General features: G+C 69.5%; 20 protein-coding genes. 11 read left to right on the top strand and 9 right to left on the bottom strand.

Annotation, left to right across the window (positions count from 1 at the left end):
* Positions 1–2 precede the first annotated feature (2 nt).
* On the top strand, positions 3–1,073 hold the full coding sequence (locus FN829_RS01960; protein WP_142985315.1) for an NAD(P)/FAD-dependent oxidoreductase: 1,071 nt from the start codon (positions 3–5) through the stop codon (positions 1,071–1,073).
* Between the two features lie 20 nt (positions 1,074–1,093).
* Here the strand turns inward: FN829_RS01960 and ilvA are convergent, their stop codons facing one another.
* Together ilvA and FN829_RS01950 are read right to left on the bottom strand one after the other, a co-directional pair.
* A complete protein-coding gene (ilvA, locus tag FN829_RS01955; RefSeq protein WP_142985314.1) occupies positions 1,094–2,305 on the bottom strand; it encodes a threonine ammonia-lyase in 1,212 nt (403 codons plus the stop codon).
* Between the two features lie 234 nt (positions 2,306–2,539).
* Positions 2,540–2,947 (bottom strand): gamma-glutamylcyclotransferase family protein, encoded by a 408-nt coding sequence (locus FN829_RS01950; protein ID WP_142985313.1) that lies wholly within the window; start codon positions 2,945–2,947, stop codon positions 2,540–2,542.
* Positions 2,948–3,059: 112 nt separating this feature from the next.
* On the opposite strand from FN829_RS01950, the gene FN829_RS01945 reads away from it, so the two are divergent.
* Both FN829_RS01945 and FN829_RS01940 read left to right on the top strand, forming a co-directional pair.
* Entirely contained in the window at positions 3,060–4,268 is a 1,209-nt protein-coding gene (locus FN829_RS01945; RefSeq protein ID WP_142985312.1) for an ATP-binding protein, read from the top strand.
* A 33-nt stretch (positions 4,269–4,301) separates the two neighbouring features.
* The gene (locus FN829_RS01940) at positions 4,302–5,708 is read left to right on the top strand and encodes an MATE family efflux transporter (RefSeq protein WP_142985311.1); all 1,407 of its coding nucleotides are present in this window, start codon (positions 4,302–4,304) and stop codon (positions 5,706–5,708) included.
* 89 nt (positions 5,709–5,797) lie between these two features.
* Here FN829_RS01940 and FN829_RS01935 read toward each other — a convergent pair whose 3' ends face one another.
* Together FN829_RS01935 and trxA are read right to left on the bottom strand one after the other, a co-directional pair.
* The gene (locus tag FN829_RS01935; protein WP_112080429.1) at positions 5,798–5,947 is read right to left on the bottom strand and encodes a 50S ribosomal protein L40e; all 150 of its coding nucleotides are present in this window, start codon (positions 5,945–5,947) and stop codon (positions 5,798–5,800) included.
* Positions 5,948–6,025: 78 nt separating this feature from the next.
* On the bottom strand, positions 6,026–6,295 hold the full coding sequence (gene trxA, locus FN829_RS01930) for a thioredoxin (RefSeq protein ID WP_066412215.1): 270 nt from the start codon (positions 6,293–6,295) through the stop codon (positions 6,026–6,028).
* A 135-nt stretch (positions 6,296–6,430) separates the two neighbouring features.
* Between trxA and FN829_RS01925 the strand changes: the two genes are divergently transcribed.
* The 6 genes from FN829_RS01925 (at position 6,431) to hisE (ending at position 9,573) form a co-directional block, all read left to right on the top strand.
* The gene (locus FN829_RS01925) at positions 6,431–6,595 is read left to right on the top strand and encodes a preprotein translocase subunit Sec61beta (protein WP_142985310.1); all 165 of its coding nucleotides are present in this window, start codon (positions 6,431–6,433) and stop codon (positions 6,593–6,595) included.
* A gap of 70 nt (positions 6,596–6,665) precedes the next feature.
* Positions 6,666–7,349: an SCO family protein gene (locus FN829_RS01920; protein WP_142985309.1), complete on the top strand. Its 684-nt coding sequence runs from the start codon at positions 6,666–6,668 to the stop codon at positions 7,347–7,349.
* A gap of 1 nt (position 7,350) precedes the next feature.
* Complete coding sequence (locus FN829_RS01915) at positions 7,351–7,890, top strand: TlpA family protein disulfide reductase (RefSeq protein ID WP_142985308.1); 540 nt, start codon at positions 7,351–7,353, stop codon at positions 7,888–7,890.
* A 19-nt stretch (positions 7,891–7,909) separates the two neighbouring features.
* On the top strand, positions 7,910–8,575 hold the full coding sequence (locus FN829_RS01910) for a cytochrome c biogenesis protein CcdA (protein ID WP_142985307.1): 666 nt from the start codon (positions 7,910–7,912) through the stop codon (positions 8,573–8,575).
* A gap of 66 nt (positions 8,576–8,641) precedes the next feature.
* A complete protein-coding gene (gene pdxT, locus FN829_RS01905; protein ID WP_142985306.1) occupies positions 8,642–9,235 on the top strand; it encodes a pyridoxal 5'-phosphate synthase glutaminase subunit PdxT in 594 nt (197 codons plus the stop codon).
* Positions 9,232–9,573 (top strand): phosphoribosyl-ATP diphosphatase, encoded by a 342-nt coding sequence (hisE, locus tag FN829_RS01900; RefSeq protein ID WP_394348696.1) that lies wholly within the window; start codon positions 9,232–9,234, stop codon positions 9,571–9,573. The genes pdxT and hisE overlap by 4 nt, the downstream gene beginning before the upstream one ends.
* Positions 9,574–9,606: 33 nt before the next feature.
* Here hisE and FN829_RS01895 read toward each other — a convergent pair whose 3' ends face one another.
* Positions 9,607–9,816: a hypothetical protein gene (locus FN829_RS01895; protein WP_246066420.1), complete on the bottom strand. Its 210-nt coding sequence runs from the start codon at positions 9,814–9,816 to the stop codon at positions 9,607–9,609.
* 238 nt (positions 9,817–10,054) lie between these two features.
* Positions 10,055–10,450, bottom strand: coding sequence for an SHOCT domain-containing protein (locus tag FN829_RS01890; protein ID WP_142985304.1), 396 nt, complete (start codon positions 10,448–10,450; stop codon positions 10,055–10,057).
* A gap of 205 nt (positions 10,451–10,655) precedes the next feature.
* On the opposite strand from FN829_RS01890, the gene FN829_RS01885 reads away from it, so the two are divergent.
* Complete coding sequence (locus FN829_RS01885; protein WP_142985303.1) at positions 10,656–12,980, top strand: hypothetical protein; 2,325 nt, start codon at positions 10,656–10,658, stop codon at positions 12,978–12,980.
* A gap of 37 nt (positions 12,981–13,017) precedes the next feature.
* Here the strand turns inward: FN829_RS01885 and thrC are convergent, their stop codons facing one another.
* Positions 13,018–14,247, bottom strand: coding sequence for a threonine synthase (thrC, locus tag FN829_RS01880; RefSeq protein WP_142985302.1), 1,230 nt, complete (start codon positions 14,245–14,247; stop codon positions 13,018–13,020).
* Positions 14,248–14,344: 97 nt separating this feature from the next.
* Here thrC and leuS point away from each other — a divergent pair, with 97 nt between their 5' ends.
* Positions 14,345–17,017, top strand: coding sequence for a leucine--tRNA ligase (gene leuS / locus FN829_RS01875; RefSeq protein ID WP_142985301.1), 2,673 nt, complete (start codon positions 14,345–14,347; stop codon positions 17,015–17,017).
* 142 nt (positions 17,018–17,159) lie between these two features.
* On the opposite strand, the gene FN829_RS01870 is transcribed toward leuS, so the two are convergent.
* Both FN829_RS01870 and FN829_RS01865 read right to left on the bottom strand, forming a co-directional pair.
* Positions 17,160–17,417, bottom strand: a complete 258-nt coding sequence (locus FN829_RS01870; protein WP_142985300.1) for a type II toxin-antitoxin system HicA family toxin — start codon at positions 17,415–17,417, stop codon at positions 17,160–17,162.
* A 2-nt stretch (positions 17,418–17,419) separates the two neighbouring features.
* Positions 17,420–17,695, bottom strand: coding sequence for a type II toxin-antitoxin system HicB family antitoxin (locus FN829_RS01865; RefSeq protein WP_142985299.1), 276 nt, complete (start codon positions 17,693–17,695; stop codon positions 17,420–17,422).
* Positions 17,696–17,767 lie beyond the last annotated feature (72 nt).

The following is a 17,767-nucleotide window of genomic DNA, read 5'->3' as shown; positions in this document are numbered from 1 at the left end:
GTATGAGCGATGAAATACTCGAGCACCGACGGCTCCTCGTCGCCGGGAGCGGGATCGCCGCGTTGAGCGCGGCGATCTACGCGGCCCGGTCGAACAACGACCCGCTGTTGATCGAGGGCGACGAGCCCGGCGGCCAGCTCACGCTCACGACCGACGTGGAGAACTACCCGGGCTTCCCCGAGGGGATCTCCGGTCCGGAGCTGATAAACGAGATGCGCGCGCAGGCGGAGAAGTTCGGGACGGAGCTCCGGAGCGGGATCGTCGACGACGTGGAAAAACGGCCGGAGGGACACTTCCGGGTCGAGCTCACGAACGGCGACGTCTACACCGCCGACGCCGTGATCGCCGCCTCCGGTGCCAGCGCCCGGACGCTCGGCGTCCCCGGTGAGGACGACCTGATGGGGTACGGGCTCTCGACGTGCGCGACGTGTGACGGGGCGTTCTTCCGCGGCGAGGACATGCTCGTCGTCGGCGGCGGCGACGCCGCCATGGAGGAGGCCAACTTCCTGACGAAGTTCGCCGACACCGTCTACATCGCGCACCGGCGCGAGGAGTTCCGCGCGGAGGACGTCTGGATCGAGCGCGTGATGGACAAGGTGGAGGACGGCGAGATAGAGATCCTGAAGAACACGGAGCTCACCGAGATCCACGGCACCGCGGAGGAGGGGATCACGGGCGTCACGCTCGTCGAGCACCCCGACGGCCACCCGACGGAGAAGCTCGAGGACCCCGCGACCGCCGAGGAAGTCGACGAGTACGACTTCGACGTGGGCGCGGTGTTCTACGCCATCGGCCACACCCCGAACACGGCGTACCTGGAGGGGACCGGCGTCGAGCTCGACGACGCGGGCTACCTCCTGACGCAGGGGGGTCGCGACGGGGGACAGACCGCGACCGCGGTCGAGGGGATCTTCGGCGCGGGCGACGTGGTCGACCACCACTACCAGCAGGCGGTGACCGCCGGCGGGATGGGCGTGAAGGCCGCGCTCGACGCCGACGACTACCTCTCCGACCGCGAGCGCGCCGGCGAACTCCACGAGCCCGAGCCCGTCGCCGCCGAGGGCGACGACTGAGCGCTTCGTTTACGCGCCTTCTACGACAGCACCTCGACCTCGTAGCCGTCGGCCTCGAGTTCCTCGACGATGCTCGCGGCGTGTTCGGCGTCGTCGGTCTCGAGCTCGAGTTCGAGCTCCGCAGCGTTGACCGCCACGTCCCGCGAGGTCCGGTCGTGGTGGACCGCGTACACGTTCGCGCCGGCGCGCGCCACGATGCTCGAGACGCGCTCGAGCTCGCCCGGCCGGTCCTTCAGATCGACGGTGATCTTGAGGTATCGACCCATCTGGACGAGCCCGCGGCGGACCACCGTGCCGAGCCGGTTGAGGTCGATGTTGCCGCCGCATAACGCGGCGACGATCGTCTCGTCGTCGCCGTAGTCGAACGCCTCCGAGAGCGTCGCCGCCAGCGCGACCGCGCCGGCTCCCTCGACGAGCGTCTTCGAGCGCTCTAAGAGCAGCGTGAGCGCTAAGGCGATCTCTCGGTCATCGACGGTAACCACCTCGTCGACGTACTCGCGCATGACCGCGAAGGGTTCCTCGCCGATCGACCGGGTGGCGATCCCGTCGGCGATGGTGTCGACGCCCTCGATCTCGCGGATCTCGCCCGCCGACAGCGACGCGGCCGCCGAGGCCGCGCCCTCCGCTTGAACCCCGATGACGCGGACGCCCTCGAGCCGCTCCTTGACCGCGACCGCGACGCCCGAGATCAGCCCGCCCCCGCCGATCGGGACGACGACGGTGTCGAGGTCGGGGCGGTCGTCGGCGATCTCCAGTCCGAGGGTGCCCTGTCCGGCCATGACTGCCGGGTCGTCGAAGGCGTGGACGTACGTCAGCCCCTGTTCGCGCTCCAGGTCGTGGGCGACCGCCTGCGCCTCGTCGTAATCGATCCCCTCCAGCCTGACGGTCGCGCCGTACCCGCGGGTGGCTTTCACCTTCGAGACGGGCGCGAACTTCGGCATCACGACGGTGGCGTCGACGCCGGCGCGCTCGGCGGCGAGCGCGACGCCCTGCGCGTGGTTACCGGCGCTGGCGGTGACGACGCCGGCCTCGCGAGCCTCCGGCGGGAGCGTCGCGATCCGGTTCGTCGCCCCACGGATCTTGAACGCCCCGGTACGCTGGAAGTTCTCGAGCTTGAGGTGGACGTCCGCGCCGGTCATCTCCGAGAACGTCCGCGAGCGCTCGAGCGGCGTGTGGCGGGCGACGCCGTCGACTCGCTCGCGCGCGGCCTCGATGTCGGCCAACGATATCATACGGCCCCGTGGCGACGCCGCGGGCTAATCGGTTCCGGTCGTCGTCCGCGCTCCGACGTACGAGCGGTTCGGGGAACCTTCGCCGCGTCGCTCGCGCTGGAACGTGTGAAAGGGGGAATGCACGCGTGTGACGTGCGACTGAACACAGCGGGCCGCGATACAAAAAGGTCCGGCAGGCGGAGTGAAAGTGAAACTGCGGGACGGCGTCGACCTCGATCCGTCGTCAGACCTGTGTCAGACGGGCGAAGACGAGTCGAGACGCACCGCGACGTCGGTCCGGTCGAGGTACCGCTTCACCCGCTCGCGGAACTCTCCCTGACCCGGCCACGTCGCGTCCGCGCCGAGCCGCCGCGGGTCGCCGACGTAGACGGTCGCCTCCTCGGGGAAACCGTCGGGCGCGTCGAGCGGGGCCGTGACCCGGACGTAAAGCCCGTCTTCGACGCCCTCGTACGCGTCGAGCGTGCCGACCTCGTCAGTTCGGAGGAGCCGCCCCGCCGTCTCCCCGCCCGGCGCGAGCGTCGGGTAGCGCCCCTCGACGGGTCGAAGCCCGGAGAGCGTCGCCGACCCGACGAAGACGAACGAGTCGAGCAGCTCCCCGACCCGGTCCGGCTCGGTGAGGGTCCCGTAGACGAAGACGTCCATGGGGCGTCTGCGTCGTTCGGGCGTTTGAACGTTCGGGGCCGACGGACGCTACCGCCGATCGATCCGCGACACACAACGGTTTTTGTCGGAGGACGCTGAAGAACGCGACATCGTGTGGAAACCCCGGGGCTACGCCGTCGTCGTCGGGATCGGCAGTCTCCTGTTGCTCGCCGCGACGATCCACCACGGAACCGAGATCGGGACCGTCGAGGGGGCACTCGGTCCGGCACTCGCGCTGACGCTCGACGGCGGGATCACCCTCGGCGTCGTCTATGCGGGGGTTCGGGTCCGAGACGCCGGCTTTACCCGCGTCGAGGAGGGCCGCGTCGCTCGCTGGACCGCCGCAGGCACGTTTCTCGCATCGAGCGCGATCGGCGCGACGCTCCTCGTCCGGGCGATCGAGGGGCGCCCCCTCGTCGAACCCGCCTTTCCGCTGTTGGTCGCCGCCGGATCGGGAGCGCTCGGCGGCGCGATCTCGGGATATCTCGCCGTGCTCCAGGAAGCGGAGGCCCGCCGCGCACGCGACGCCAACCGGGCGGTCTCGTTCGTGAACCACCTGCTTCGTCACGACCTCCGGAACGACCTCTCGACGATCCGCGGATACGCCGACCTCGCCGGAGAGGCCTCGCGCGGCGACGACGGCGACGACGGAACCGAGCACGGCTCTGACCGCGGAGACGGTCCCGACGGACGCGACGCCGCGACGGTGATCGCGGCCAAGGCAGACGAGGGACTCGATCGACTCGAGACGACGAGCGCCGTCGCCGACGCCCTCTTGGGCGACGCCGATCTCCACCGGGTCGACCTCGCGGCGGTCACTCGGGAGATACTCGACGGAGTCACACAGCGGACCGACGTGACCGTCGAGACCGACCTCACGGAGACGGCCCCGGTCACGGCGAACGACGGCCTCCGCTCCGTCGTCGACAACCTCGTCGAGAACGCCGTCGAGCACGCGGGCGGCGACGCCACCCTCCGGGTCGCCATCAGCGACGGCGAGGGAGACGGTACGGTCACGTTGTCGATCGGCGACGACGGTCCCGGAATCCCGCCCGAACAGCGGATCACACTGTTTGGGAACGACGACGCGGGCAACACGACCGCCGGGAGCGACGGCGACCGCAGCGACGGCTCCGAGAGGGGTGGGCTGTTCATCGTCGGCAGCCTCGTCGAGGAGTACGGTGGCACGGTTTCGGTCGAGGAGGCCGACCTCGGCGGGACGCAGTTCGAGGTGACGTTCCCGCGAGCGAGTGACGGCCGTTTCGACGTCCCGGCGCGCACCCGACCCGGAGCAGTCGGCGGACTCGAGCGCCTCCGATAGCTAGAACCCGACGGGGTCCCTCCTCGGTGACGAATGGATCTCCCGCGTGTCCGGCGTGTCTGGGGACGCGTGTTCGCGCTCGCGTGGCCGGTGATGGCCGAACAGACGTTCCGGACCGCGATGCGGACGACGGACGTCGTCGTCAGCGCGCTGTTCTCGCCGGCCGCGGTGGTCGCGATCGGCCTCGCCGACCTGTACGCGCGGTTCCCGCTCCGGATCGGACTGGGTCTCGGCGGCGGCGCGATCGCGCTCTCCTCGCAGGACACCGGCGCGGGCGAGACGGCGACCCGCGACGAGGCGATCACGCAGGCGATCCTGCTCGGCGCGCTCGCCGGGGTCCCCTTCGTCCTCTTCGGGTTCTTCCTCGGCGAGGCCGCGATCGACGTGTTCGGTCGGCTCGTCGGCCGGCAGACCCCGCCGGAGGTCGTCTCGCTCGGCTCGGCGTACCTCGCGATCGTCTTCGCGACGGCCCCGGCGAGACACGTCGCGCTCGTGGCCGCACGGGCGCTTCAGGGCACCGGCGACACCAGGACGCCGATGTACGTGAACGTCCTCGCGAACTCGCTCAACATCGTCGGGTCGGTCCTCCTCGGCCTCGGGCTGTTCGGACTCCCCAGGCTGGAGATCGTCGGCGTCGGGCTCGCGACCGGGGCCGCCAACGTCCTCACGGCGGGGCTGCTGTGTGCTGCGATACGGGGGCCGTGGACTGACGCCGCGTTCGTCCGTCCGCGGAACCCGACGATCGCGGGACAGCTGCTCCGGGTGAGCGCGCCGCGGGTGGCGGAGGGGTTCAGCTCCGAGGCCGCGGAGTTCCCCTTCAACGCGCTGCTCCTCGGCTTCGGCGAGGCGGTCAACGCCGGCTTCCAGATCGGTCGCCGCGTCTACCAGCAGGTGACCGGCCCGCTCTCGCGCGGGTACAACGTCGCCGCCTCGGTGCTGGTCGGGCAGGCGCTCGGCGCGGGCGACCCCGAGGAGGCCCGATTCGACGGGTGGGCCGTCGCGTCGCTCGGGTTCCTCTCGGTCGGGGGCGTCGGGCTCGCGCTCGTCGCGGTCGCGCCGCCGGTCGTCCGGCTCTTCACGTCCGATCCGGCGACCGTCGAGTACGCCGTCGACTTCGCGCGAGTCTACGGCCTCGCGGGCGGCGCGCTCGCCTGTTTCACGTCGCTGTCCGGCGCGCTCCAAGGCGCGAGCGAGACTCGGATCCCGTTCGCGGCGCGGCTCACGGGGATGTTCGGACTCTTCCTCGGCGCCTCCTGGGTGTTGGGCCGGACCGCCGGCCTCGGCCCGCCGGGCGCGTACGTCGGCGTGTTCCTCGCGTACAGTTGGATGGCGCTCGTCGTCGCCGTCGGCTTCCGGTACTCCGGGTGGGCGACGCGGGCGGCCGAGATGATGGCCGAACGCGGTAACGGCGAGAGCGCGGCCGCGGGCGACGGCGATTAGGGCGGCGGCTCGGCCTGTCGGCGTCCGGAGAACGGACGGTGGTTCGGACGGCGGGAGGAGCCGTCTCGGTCGGAACGGGCCGAACCGGCTCAGGCCGCGCGGCGTTCCTTCGCCTTCGGGCGGAGGTTGGTGTAGCCGCACTTGCGGCAGCGCCCGGCGTCGGGCGCGTTGCGGGCGTTACAGCGCATACAGATCTGTCGGTCGAGGTTGCGGCGTTCCGCGGCGTCGAAACTGGCCATACTCCTCGTGAGCACGCGGGCGCTGTAAAAGGTTGCGAGACGCGTCGGCGCGGGGGTCCGTCCGCTCCTGCGTGCCGACTACGCGCCGGCTTCCGAGATCGCGGCCGTGATGTCCTCCTTCTGAGTGACCCCGACGAACCGGTCGACGACGCCGTCGTCGTTCTCGACGATGAGCGTCGGAAGCGATCGGACCTGGTACTGATTGGCGACGTCCTGCTCCTGGTCGACGTCGACCTTCTGTAGCTCGAAGGCGTCGCCGAGCTCTTCTTGGACCTCCTCCAGAATCGGGTCCTGCGTCTTACACGGGCCGCACCAGTCGGCGTAGAAATCCAGCACTCGAACGGTCATGGTTCGCCGACACGTAGCGTCGGCTCGCCGATAAGGGTTTCTCACGCGGCGGGGAGATGGGGTGACCGACGACCGGCGGATCGGGTGAATCCCCGAGACGAAACGCTTACGCCCGACGACGCGGAACGTCGGGACATGAGCAGCGGCAGCAACTCCGGCGGACTGATGTCCAGTGCGGGCCTCGTCCGGTACTTCGACTCGCAGGACCGCAACGCCATCGCGATCAATCCCAAGACCGTCCTCGCGTTCTGTGTCCTCTTCGGCGTCTTCGTCCAGATCCTCTCGCTGACGGTCGCGTAGGCGCGTTCGTTCTCCGTCAATCGTCGGGACTGGACGAAACGGACTTATTCGCGAGGCCCCGCCCTCCGGTATGGATCGTCGCCACTATCTGCGGTCGCTCGCCGTTCCAGCCGTCGCCGGGAGCGCCGGCTGTCTCGGCGTGTTGGGGAGTTCCGGGGCCGAAGGGACGATACTCGGCCCGCCGGAGCAGGACCTGAGCGAAGCCTCCCACCCGAGCTACGGCGACGAGATGCCGCACTTCACCGTCCCGGACCCGATCACCGGCGAGACGGTGGCGACCGAGGAGTTCGAGGGCGAGCGGGCCGTCCTGTGGACCTCCTTCTACACCAACTGCCCGGACGGCGTCTGTCCCGCGCTCATCCTCCGGCTCCGGCGCGCACAGGCGGTCGCCGCCGAGGAGGGGTACGCCGACGAGTCCGCGTTCCTCGCGCTCACGTTCGACCCCGAGCGCGACACCGCCGACGTCCTCCGCGAGTACGCCGGCCAGCAGGGCGTCGACCTCGACGCCGGCAACTGGCACTTTCTCCGCCCGGAGAGCTACGAGGCGGGTCAGGAGCTGTTGGACGAGGACTTCGGACTCGTGATCGAGAAGGACCCCGCGGACGACTACGAGAACCTGGAGTACCAGTTCCCGCACTACGGGCTCATCCTCCTCGCCAACGAGGACGGGATCGTCGAGCGGGCGTACCCGAAGGGGCCACAGACGGACATCGAACGGCTCGTGAGCGACTTCGAACGGGTGGTGAACGCGTAGGATGGAGCGCCGCCACCTCCTCGCCGGGATCGCGAGCGTCGGCGCGTTGGGAGGAGCTGGCGCGGTCGCGATGGGTGCCGTTCCGGAGGCACTCGGCGGCTCGTCGGCCGAGGCGGTCGAGCTGACGACGATACCGACGATCGACGCGCCTGGCAGCCGTGAGGGTGAGGTGACGATCCCGGCGGAGGACCAAGTCACGTTCGTCGATTTCTTCGGGACGTGGTGTCCTCCTTGCGCCGAGCAGATGCCTGCCCTTGCGGAGGCGCACGACCGGATCGGCGACGAGGCCTTATTCGTCTCGGTGACGACGGAGGATGTCGGTGGCGCGGTCAGCGAGGAGACGGTCGTCGACTGGTGGCGCGAGCACGACGGCGACTGGCTCGTCGGGGCGGACGTCACCGCCGAACTATCATCTCGAGTTACCGTTCAGGGATTTCCCACCGCAGTCGTCATCGACGCCGACCGTCGCATCGCGTGGAAGGACTCAGAGGTCCACACCGCGGATCGGATCGTCGAGGAGATCGAGAACGTACTCGACTGATGATCGACGCCACCGCCAGATGACCGGGACCGCCCTCGCGACGGACCTGTCGTTCGCGGTCGCCTCCGGCGTGGCGACGTTCTTCTCGCCGTGTGCGTACCCGCTTTTACCCGGCTACGTCGGGTTCTACGTGAACCAGACCGACGCTGAGGAGGTCTCGATCGCGGGGGCCGGATCCCGCGGGATCGCCGCCGGGCTCGGCGTGCTGGCGACCTTCACCCTCCTCGCGGGCGCGACCGTCCGGGTCGGCCACTCGACGCTCTCGAACATCACCGTCTTCGAGTCGCTCGTCGGGGGGCTGCTCGTCGTCTTCGGGCTGTTAGTGCTCGCCGGCCGGACCCCGTCGATATCGGTCCCGCTCCCGAAGCGCCGGGCGAGCGTGTTCGGGTTCGGGGTCTTCGGCGCGGGCTACGCGCTGGCGGGCGCGGGCTGTGTCGCGCCGATCTTCCTCGCAGTGATCGCCCGGGCGATCGCGCTCCCGGCCGAGGCCGCGCTGCTGTTGCTCGGCGTCTACGCCGGCGTCGTCGCCGTCCTGATGGTCGCGACGACCGTGGCGACCGGGATGGGACTGCTCACGAACGCCGGGCGAGTCATGGCCCATTCGGGGAAACTGAAGCGAGTCGCCGGCGTGGTGATGGTGCTTGCGGGGATCGGCCAGCTGTACCTCGCGCTCGTCGTCTACTGACCGGGTCGTCACGGTGTTGGATCGTCGTAGCGCGCCCTTTTTGGACGTGCCCCGCCGAGCGGAGGTATGAAAGCTGGCGTCATCGCCGTCCAGGGCGACGTGGCCGAACACGCCGAGGCGGTCCGCCGCGCCGCGGCCGCACACGGCGAGTCCGCGGAGGTCGTCGAGGTCAGGGACTCGGGTATCGTCCCCGACTGCGACGTCCTCCTCATGCCGGGCGGGGAGTCGACGACCATCTCGCGGCTGATCCACCGCGAGGGGATCGCTCCCGAGATCCGCGAGCACGTCGCGGCCGGAAAGCCCGTGCTCGCGACCTGTGCCGGGCTCATCGTGTGCTCGCGGGACGCGAAGGACGACCGGGTCGACGCGCTCGGGGTCGTCGACGTCTCCGTCGACCGCAACGCGTTCGGCAGACAGAAGGACTCCTTCGAGGCGAAGGTCCCCGTCGAGGGGCTCTCCGAGCCGTTCCACGCGGTCTTCATCCGCGCGCCAGCCATCGACGAGGTCGGTGAGGGCGTCGAGACGCTCGCGACGGTCGACGACCGCCCGGTCGCGGTGCGGGACGGCCCGGTGGTGGCCACCTCGTTTCACCCCGAGCTCACCGAGGACTCGCGGATCCACGACCTCGCCTTCTTCCCCGGTAGCGAGGTGGAGGCGTGACCGACGACGAGGCGGAACGCGGAGACGTGGACGCTCCCGACGGGACCGCCGACGACGACGCGGTCCTTGACGAGCTGTTCGCGACCATCGAGTCGCGAAAGCGGGAGTTACCCGAGGGGTCCTACACCGCCTCGCTTTTCACCCACGAAAAGGGCGAGAACGCGGTGTTAGAGAAGATCGGCGAGGAGTCGACGGAGGCGATCCTCGCGGCGAAGGACGACGATATCGAGGAACTCACCTACGAGAGCGCCGATCTGGTCTACCACCTGCTGGTGTTGCTCTCGATGAAGGACCTCGACCTCGAGGACCTCCGAGAGGAGCTCCGCGACCGGTTCTAGCCCCGTCGAGCGGGGTGTCACGGAGGGCGTCGCCTACGCGAGTGCGATCCCGGCAGCGACGGTGAAACACGTCAGTGCGAGACCGGCGAGAGCAACCGTCGTCCGACGGCGGGATCCGTCAGAGTCGTCCTCACCGGAGCCGAACCCACGGAAGCCAGTTAGAACGCCGAGTCCGACTGCGACGGCGGAGAGGCCGCCGGCGAGTGCCAGCGTGGTCCACGTTTCGGGTCCGTGCCGTACCACTTCTCGTACGGCCGTCCCGGCGAGCAAAACGCCAGTCGTCAACGGAGCCGCTGCGGTCGCCTTGTTGGAGGGCATCGGTTAAACTGATTGAGGGAAGTGGAAAAAGCGTGGCGGTGCCGTTCCGAGGACGATCGTCGATGCGCGAACGGGATTCACACGGACGAGCCTATCGTCGAACCGTGAAACGGACTGTCGTGTAGGCGTTCGACGATGTCCTCCCGTCGAGTTCGACCGCGAGTCACCGCTCCCGCTCGAGTTCCCGGTCGATCTCGTCGAGGTCCTCCGATTCGAGTTCCCGGGCGATCCGCCGTTCGAACTCCGCCTCGTCGATCTCGCCTTCGACGTACCGCCGACGGAGCCGCTCCTGCCGGTCCGTGGAGGTCTCGGTCGATTCGGACCGCGATCCGCCGACCGAGTCGATCGACGTCGGATCGCCGCCGCCGTCGCCGGACAGCCACGATCCGGCCCGGTACGCGACGTAGACGATCCCGAACAGGACGGCGAGAGTCACCGCCGTGGAGATCACCGCCCACGCGAGACTCAGGATCGCCGAGACGACCGAGACCACGACGCTCACCGCCATCAGAACGCCGATCGCGATCGCGGCGTAGTAGAGGGCCCGCTTCGTGTCCATGACCGGACGTGGCGGCTTCGCGCACAAATACGTTCTCCCGATCGTCGCCGCTTCGCGAGTTCGCTCCCGACGCTGCGATCCGGGCGTCAGAAGGCTTATTCCGCTCTGTGTCCCTCTCCGAACGAATGGCTTCGAGAGCGTTCCGAAAGACTTCCGAGAGCGTCCCGAACCACGCGCGAACGTGCGCTCCGGACGGGATCGGCTCGTGACGGGGAACCCGTCCACGGTCGACCGCCGGACGGTCCTCGGCGCCGTCGCCGGCCTCGGGAGCGCCTCGATCGCGGGGTGTTCCGCCCTCCGGCGGGAGGACGACGGCGACACGACGGGAATGGACGAGGATCGGCTCTCCGAACTCGCCGAGCGGTTCGCTCCGACGCTGTACTTCGACGTACACGAGCCGTGGTTCCCGACCGACCCGCGGCCCTACACGAGCGAGCGTGACGGCGAGATGGTCGTCGACGGCTTCGACGCGCTGAACGGCTACCACGAGCGGTTCAAGGGGACCGCGGGCGATCCGGCGGGAACGCCGGCACCGCCCGACCCGACCGTGTTCTACCACGGCGTCGAGTACGAGGACTCCCCGCTCGAGGCCGTCCAGTTCTGGTTCTACTCCGCGTTCGACCAGTTCACGACCAACTTCCACTGGCACGACTGGGAGGTCCTCCACGTCTTCGTCGACGGCGAGACCGACGAGCCGCAGCTGTACGTCGCCAGCTCGCACTCGAGGCGGGTCCCGAACAACGAGTTCCTCGATCCGGATCCGGAGGTGGTCCCCCGGATCCTTCCGGAGCTCGGCTCGCACTCCTCGACGCTGTCGGTCAACGAGGTCCCCGATCGGTTCCAGCGCGTGAGCGCTGACGGGCTGCTCGCCGACATCACGAACACCGCGATCGAGGGGGTCGAGGACCTCGCGGAGGTGCCGCTCGCCTACGGGCTCCCCCGCGACGAGGGAGCGCGGCTCCCGTTCGTCGTCCCGGAGTACGAGGGCGAGCCGGTGTACGACCACGAGCGGCTCCCGGCGGTCGACCGTGAGTCGCTGATCGACGACGCACTCACGATCCGGTCGCTCGACGCGCTGACGTCGCCGCCGACGGACCTCCCGACCCGCGAGACGGGAGTCACCTTCGAGCACGCCGAGCGACTCGAGACGGCGGGCGGAGAAGCCGACGAGGGCGACGGCGGCGGCAACGACGACGGTGAAAACCGGGGCGGCGGTGGAGGCGTCGTCGCCTACGACCTCGTCGAGACCGCGGAGCTCGAGGGGATCGACGCGTTCGTCGGGCCGCAACTGAGCTTCGAGTTCGCGGTCCCGGAGGCCGTCGAGGACGCGGTCGCTGGCCACATCACGACGACAGGGGTGCCCTGGGAGCAGCCACGCTACGACGCCCCGGCGGCGGACATCACCGCGCCGAACCACCGCGCGGAGCTCGCCGACCGATATGACGCGATCGGCGAGCCCGCGCCGGTGAACACGGTCGTCACGCGGGTGACGGAGGCGGTCACGAGTGACGACGCCCCCAAGAACGAAGGGTTGACGACGACGGACGTCGGCGTCGAGGCGGTCGCGCTGCTCGAGAGCGATCCGGAGGCGATCCCGACGTTCGGCGGCGTCGCCGTCGTCCGCGACGTCGAGCCCGGCGACCACCGACTCACGGTCAACGGCGCGGGACGAGCCCCGCACAGCGAGCGGCTGACGGTTCCGGACGCCGGATCCGACGGGACCGAGGGTGACGGGAGCGGATCCGACGGGAACGGATCCGACGGGACCGCGACCGACCGGATGACGGTCGCCGGGGTCGACGGGGAGGTCCCGCTCGTCGCGCGCGAGGACGCCACGAAACTGGAGGTCACGGACGAGGAGGCCGAGATCGACGTGGTCGGGACGGCCCTCGAGGACGACTTCGCGGGCCGGATGTACGAGTCGTCGACGGACGGAACCGACGCCGTGTACGTCCACGCCGGGGGTGCCTACACGGCCGAGGTGCGCGACGCCGCCGACGAGATCGGCGCGTATCGGGTCAACCCGGACCCGGAGTCCGACGACGGGATCCGGATCGAGCGTCCGGAGACCGGGGCGGCCCCGCTCGCCGGCTACGTCGCCGACGTGGCGGAGGAAACGCGCGCCGCGGTCGCGGCCGCGGCGGGGAGCGGTGACGATGATGGCGACGGCGACAAGGACGACGACGACGACAAGGACGACGACGACGAGGACGACGGTTCCGGCGGCGGGAGCGGTGGCGGCTCCGCCGGTGGAAGCTCCGGCGGCCCGTCGAACGCGGTGAACGGGCTCGAGCGAGCCCTCGCAGCCGCGGTCGCGGCCGCACGGCGGGCCGAGGAGCGCGCCCGCGAAGGCGACGGGGAGGGAACGGAGCGCCAGCTGGCGAACGTGCTCGACCGGATCGCCCGGATCGAAGAGCGGCTCGCGGCGGCACGGGAGGGGCTTCCGCCCGGACTCGCGAACGCGACGGGAAAGCGGGTCGAGCAGGCGACGCGACGCGTCGAGCAGGCGCGAAACGCCGAGAAGCTGTAGGCGTCCCCGCCGGTTCGACCGACCCGACCCCTCCGGCTCAGTCTCCCCCGTCGTACCGCTCGACCACGTCGCCGATGGCGGGGTCGATGCGTTCGACCTCGCCACCCGCCCGCATCCCGCTTTTCGTGTCCTTCAGTCCGTTTCCGGTGACGACGACGACGACCGACTCTCCCTCGTCGACGATGCCCGCGTCGCGGGCCTTCCGGAGGCCGGCCACCGGGGCGGCCCCCGCGGGCTCGGCGTAGATCCCCTCGGTTCGCCCCAGGAGCGACTCGGCGGCGAGGATCTCCTCGTCGCTCACGAGCACCGACTCGCCGCCGCTCTCCTCGAGCGTCGAGCAGGCCTTCACCGTGTTCCGCGGGCGACCGACCGAGATGCTGTCGGCGACGGTGTCGGCGACCTCGTCGGCGTCGTCGTGGCCGTGGAACGCGTCGTGGATCGCGCTCGCACCCTCGGCTTGAACGCCGAGCATCCGCGGAGTCTCCTCGACGAGGTCGAGGTCGTGGAACTCGCGGAACCCCTTCCACCCGCCGGCGATCGTACAGCCGTCGCCCATGGAGAACACCAGCCAGTCCGGGACCTCCCCGCGGGTCTGTTCGGCCAGTTCGTGGCCGACGGTGCGTTTCCCCTCCACCTGGAAGGGGTTGACCGCGGCGTTGCGGTTGTACCAGCCGAACCGCTCGGTCACTTCCATGCTGAGGTCGTACGCCTCGTCGTAGCTCCCGCGGACGCCGAGCACGTCCGCGCCGTAGACGAGCGGCTGTGCCAGCTTTCCTTCGGGGGCGTCGCCGGGGACGAACAGGCGGCAGTCGAAGCCTCCGCGGGCGGAAAAGCCCGCGAGCGACGCGGCCGCGTTCCCCGTCGAGGCGCAGGTGACGACGTCGATGCCGAACTCCCGCGCCTTCGTCAGCGAGACCGCGGTCGCGCGGTCCTTCAACACGCCCGTCGGGTTCCGACCGTCGTCCTTCACCCGGAGGTCGACGCCGAGTTCCGTGCCGAGTCTGGGCGCGTCGAGGATCGGGGTCCCTCCCTCGCCGAGCGTCACGGGCTCGACGTCGTCCGCGACCGGTAGGAACGCCCGGTACTTCCACTGCGAGCGGACGTCTCCGTCGAGGGATTCGTCGAACCGATCGAGAACTTCGTCGTAGTCGTATCTCACCTCGAGGATCCCCTTCACGCCCGGATGTTCGGAGCACGTGTAGATCACCTGGTCGGGGTCGTACTCGGCACCACAGAGGGTACACTCCAGCGTTTCGACGTGGTCCATGGACGGACGTCGGAGAGGGACCACGAGAACCTACTGGTCGTCGCACCCGTGGATGGAAAGCTATACGACGCCGACCGCACCACGAGTATATAAGCAGATGTCTCAGGAGGCTTACGACCACACCGCGGTCGAGAGTCGGTGGCAGGAGGCGTGGGCGGACGCCTCCGTGTACCGCACGCCGGACGACGTCGACGACCCGACGTACGTCCTCGGGATGTACCCGTACCCGTCCGGAAAACTCCACATGGGCCACGTCCGCAACTACACCATCACGGACGCGTACGCCCGATACCGCCGGATGCGCGGCGACGACGTACTCCACCCGATGGGGTGGGACGCCTTCGGTCTCCCCGCCGAGAACGCCGCCAAGGAGCGCGATACCAACCCCCGCGACTGGACCTTCGACTGCATCGACACGATGCGCGGCCAGATGAAGTCGATGGGGTTCGGCTACGACTGGGACCGCGAGATCACCACCTGTACCCCCGAGTACTACGAGTGGAACCAGTGGCTCTTCTCCCGCTTTTCCGACGCCGGGCTCGTCGAGCGCCGCGACGCCGAGGTCAACTGGTGTCCCTCCTGTGAGACCGTCCTCGCCGACGAGCAGGTCGAGGGCGACGCGGAGCTGTGCTGGCGGTGTGACACTCCCGTCGAGACCCGCGATCTGGACCAGTGGTTCCTGAAGATAACCGAGTACGCCGACGAACTCCTGGAGGCCATCGACGATCTGGAGGGGTGGCCGAACTCCGTGCGTCAGATGCAGCGCAACTGGATCGGCCGGCAGCACGGGACCGAACTGGACTTCGAAATTGAGGAGTACGGCACCGTCACGGCGTTCACCACCCGCGTCGACACCGTCTTCGGCGCGACGTTCTTCGCGCTCGCGCCCGACCATCCGATCAGCCAGGAGCTGGCCGAGGAGGACGACGCGGTCCACGAGTTCGTCCACCACGAGGCCGACCCAGACGGCGACGAGCCGAACGGCGTCGAGACGGGGCTGACCGCCACGAACCCGGTCACGGGCGAGGAGATCCCCGTCTTCGTCGCCGACTTCGTCCTCTCGGACGTGGGGACGGGCGCGCTGATGGCCGTGCCGGCTCACGACGAGCGCGACCACGCGTTCGCGACGAAGAAGGGCGTCGAGATCCGTCCCGTGATCGCCCCGGAGCCGGACGAGTGGGACGGGGAGACGATCCCGGACGCCCCGGACGCCAGCGAGGCGGCGTTCACCGACGACGGCGTTCTCGTGAACTCCGGCGAGTACGGCGGTCTCGACAGCGAGACGGCCTGCGAGCGGCTGACGGAGGACGTCGAGAGCGCGGAGGCGGCGACCCAGTACCAGCTGCGCGACTGGGGCATCTCCCGCCAGCGCTACTGGGGGACACCGATCCCGGTCGTCCACTGCGACGACTGCGGCCCCGTCTCGGTGCCGGACGAGGACCTGCCGGTGGAGCTGCCGGAGTTCATCAACACGACCGGAAACCCGCTGGACGCCGCCGAGGAGTGGAAGGAGACGACGTGCCCGGAGTGCGGCGCGGCCGCGACCCGCGAGACCGACACGATGGACACGTTCGTCGACTCCTCGTGGTACTTCCTGCGGTACGTCTCGCCCGATCTGGCCGACGCGCCCTTCGACTTGGAGCGCGCCAACGACTGGATGCCGGTCGACCAGTACGTCGGTGGGATCGAACACGCCGTGATGCACCTGCTGTACTCGCGCTTCTTCACGAAGGTGCTGGCCGACGAGGAGGGGCTCGAACACCGCGAGCCGTTCACGAACCTGCTCGCACAGGGGATGGTCCAACTGGAGGGCGAGAAGATGTCGAAATCGAAGGGGAACGTCGTCTCACCCCAGCGGATCGTCGAGGAGTACGGCGCGGACACGGCGCGGCTGTTCATGATGCAGGCGGCCCAGCCCGAGCGCGACTTCGACTGGTCCGAGGAGGGCGTCAAGTCGACGCACCGATTCTTAGCCCGCCTCTCCGACCTCGTCGAGGGGTACGCCGCCGGCGACGCGACGACCGCCGATCCGGACGCCGACCGCGGCACGGTCGACGAGTACGTCGCCGACGAGGTCGACGCCGCCGTCGCCATCGCCGGGGACGAGTACGACGACCTCACGTTCAACGTCGCGTTGCGCGAGGTGCAGGACCTCGTCCGGACGCTCCGGGGCTACCGCGAGCACGCGGAGCCGCACCCCGCGGTCTATGAGCGCGGGCTGGACGCCGCGGTCCGACTGCTCGCGCCGGTCGCGCCGCACCTCGCCGAGGAGTTGTGGGAGACGCTCGGACGGGACGGCTTCGTCGTCGAGGCCGACTGGCCGGCCGCGACCGCCGACCGCGAGACGGTGGAGCGCCGCCGACGGCTGGTGTCGAACACGCGCGAGGACGTCCGCGACATCGTCGACGTCGCCGACATTCAGGACCCGAAGCGGATCGACGTCGTCGTCGCGCCCGACTGGAAGTACGACGCGCTCGAGATCGCGATCGACAGCGACGCCGACAACCTGATCGGCGAGCTGATGAGCGAAGACCACATCCGCGATCAGGGAGACGCGGCGGCGTCCTACGGGCAGGACCTCCAGGCGGAGCGGGAGGCGCTCTCGGAGACGCTCTCCGGCGACGAGGAGTACGCCGCGCTGCGCGCGGCCGCGTGGCTGATCGAACGCGAGTTCGACGCCCCCGTCGTCGTCGAGCGCGCCGCGGACGCCGACCCGGAGACGGCCCGCCACGCCGAGCCGGGACGGCCCGCGATCGACATCGCGGAGTGACCGAGCGGGTTCGATAGCCTACAACGTCGTCCCGATACCGCTTCGACCGATCCGTGGGGATCAGCGAGAGGAGTCCGTTTTCAGGTTCGTTCTTCCGATGAAGTGGGCGCTCACGACGTGTACCGTCCGCCGAGATAGAACGCTACCGATGCTCGTCGATCCATTCGCAGAACGCTTCGAAACTCTCCGCGCCGGCGTCGTCAGCGATGTCGTGGAGCGTCCCGATGCTGATCGAGTCGTGGAGCGGAACGGTCACGACGCGAGGGTCCGTGTCGTCGTGACGTTTCGGTGGATCCCACCGCAGAATCAGGTGATCCCCCGTGGTCCGGACGTGCCGAAAGCCGCCGATGTTCACCAGTACCTTGTACACGTCCTCACCCGAGAAATCCCGCGTCACCATCGCTACTGTAGCACGTCGGGGAGTTCGTCGCCTTGCGTCCGGCCCGTTTCGGGATCGACGCCGAGGTCACGGATCTCCTCGTCGGTTGGAGGGTGACCACCGTCGCCCGCTACCGCCTCGACGACGTCGTCGAGGGCGTCGAGCGCGGCACTCCGGCTGTCACCCTGGGCAGTCACCCCGAGACGGAGGTCACGAGCCGTCCACTGCCCGTCAGGGTTCTTCAGCAATCGGATTTCCCTCTCGGGTGCGTCCACATCGCCCGGGTCGGCTCGTGCCATGTGTGGCGATAATTCGTCAAGGAGCAAAACCCTTCGGGGGTATCACTCTCGACGCGCGTGGTCAGGCACGAT

This window comes from Halorubrum cibi, from assembly GCF_900182635.1.
GTDB lineage: Archaea > Halobacteriota > Halobacteria > Halobacteriales > Haloferacaceae > Halorubrum > Halorubrum cibi.
The sequence above is the reverse complement of the archived record's forward strand: the minus strand, read 5'-3'. Positions and strand labels throughout refer to the sequence as shown.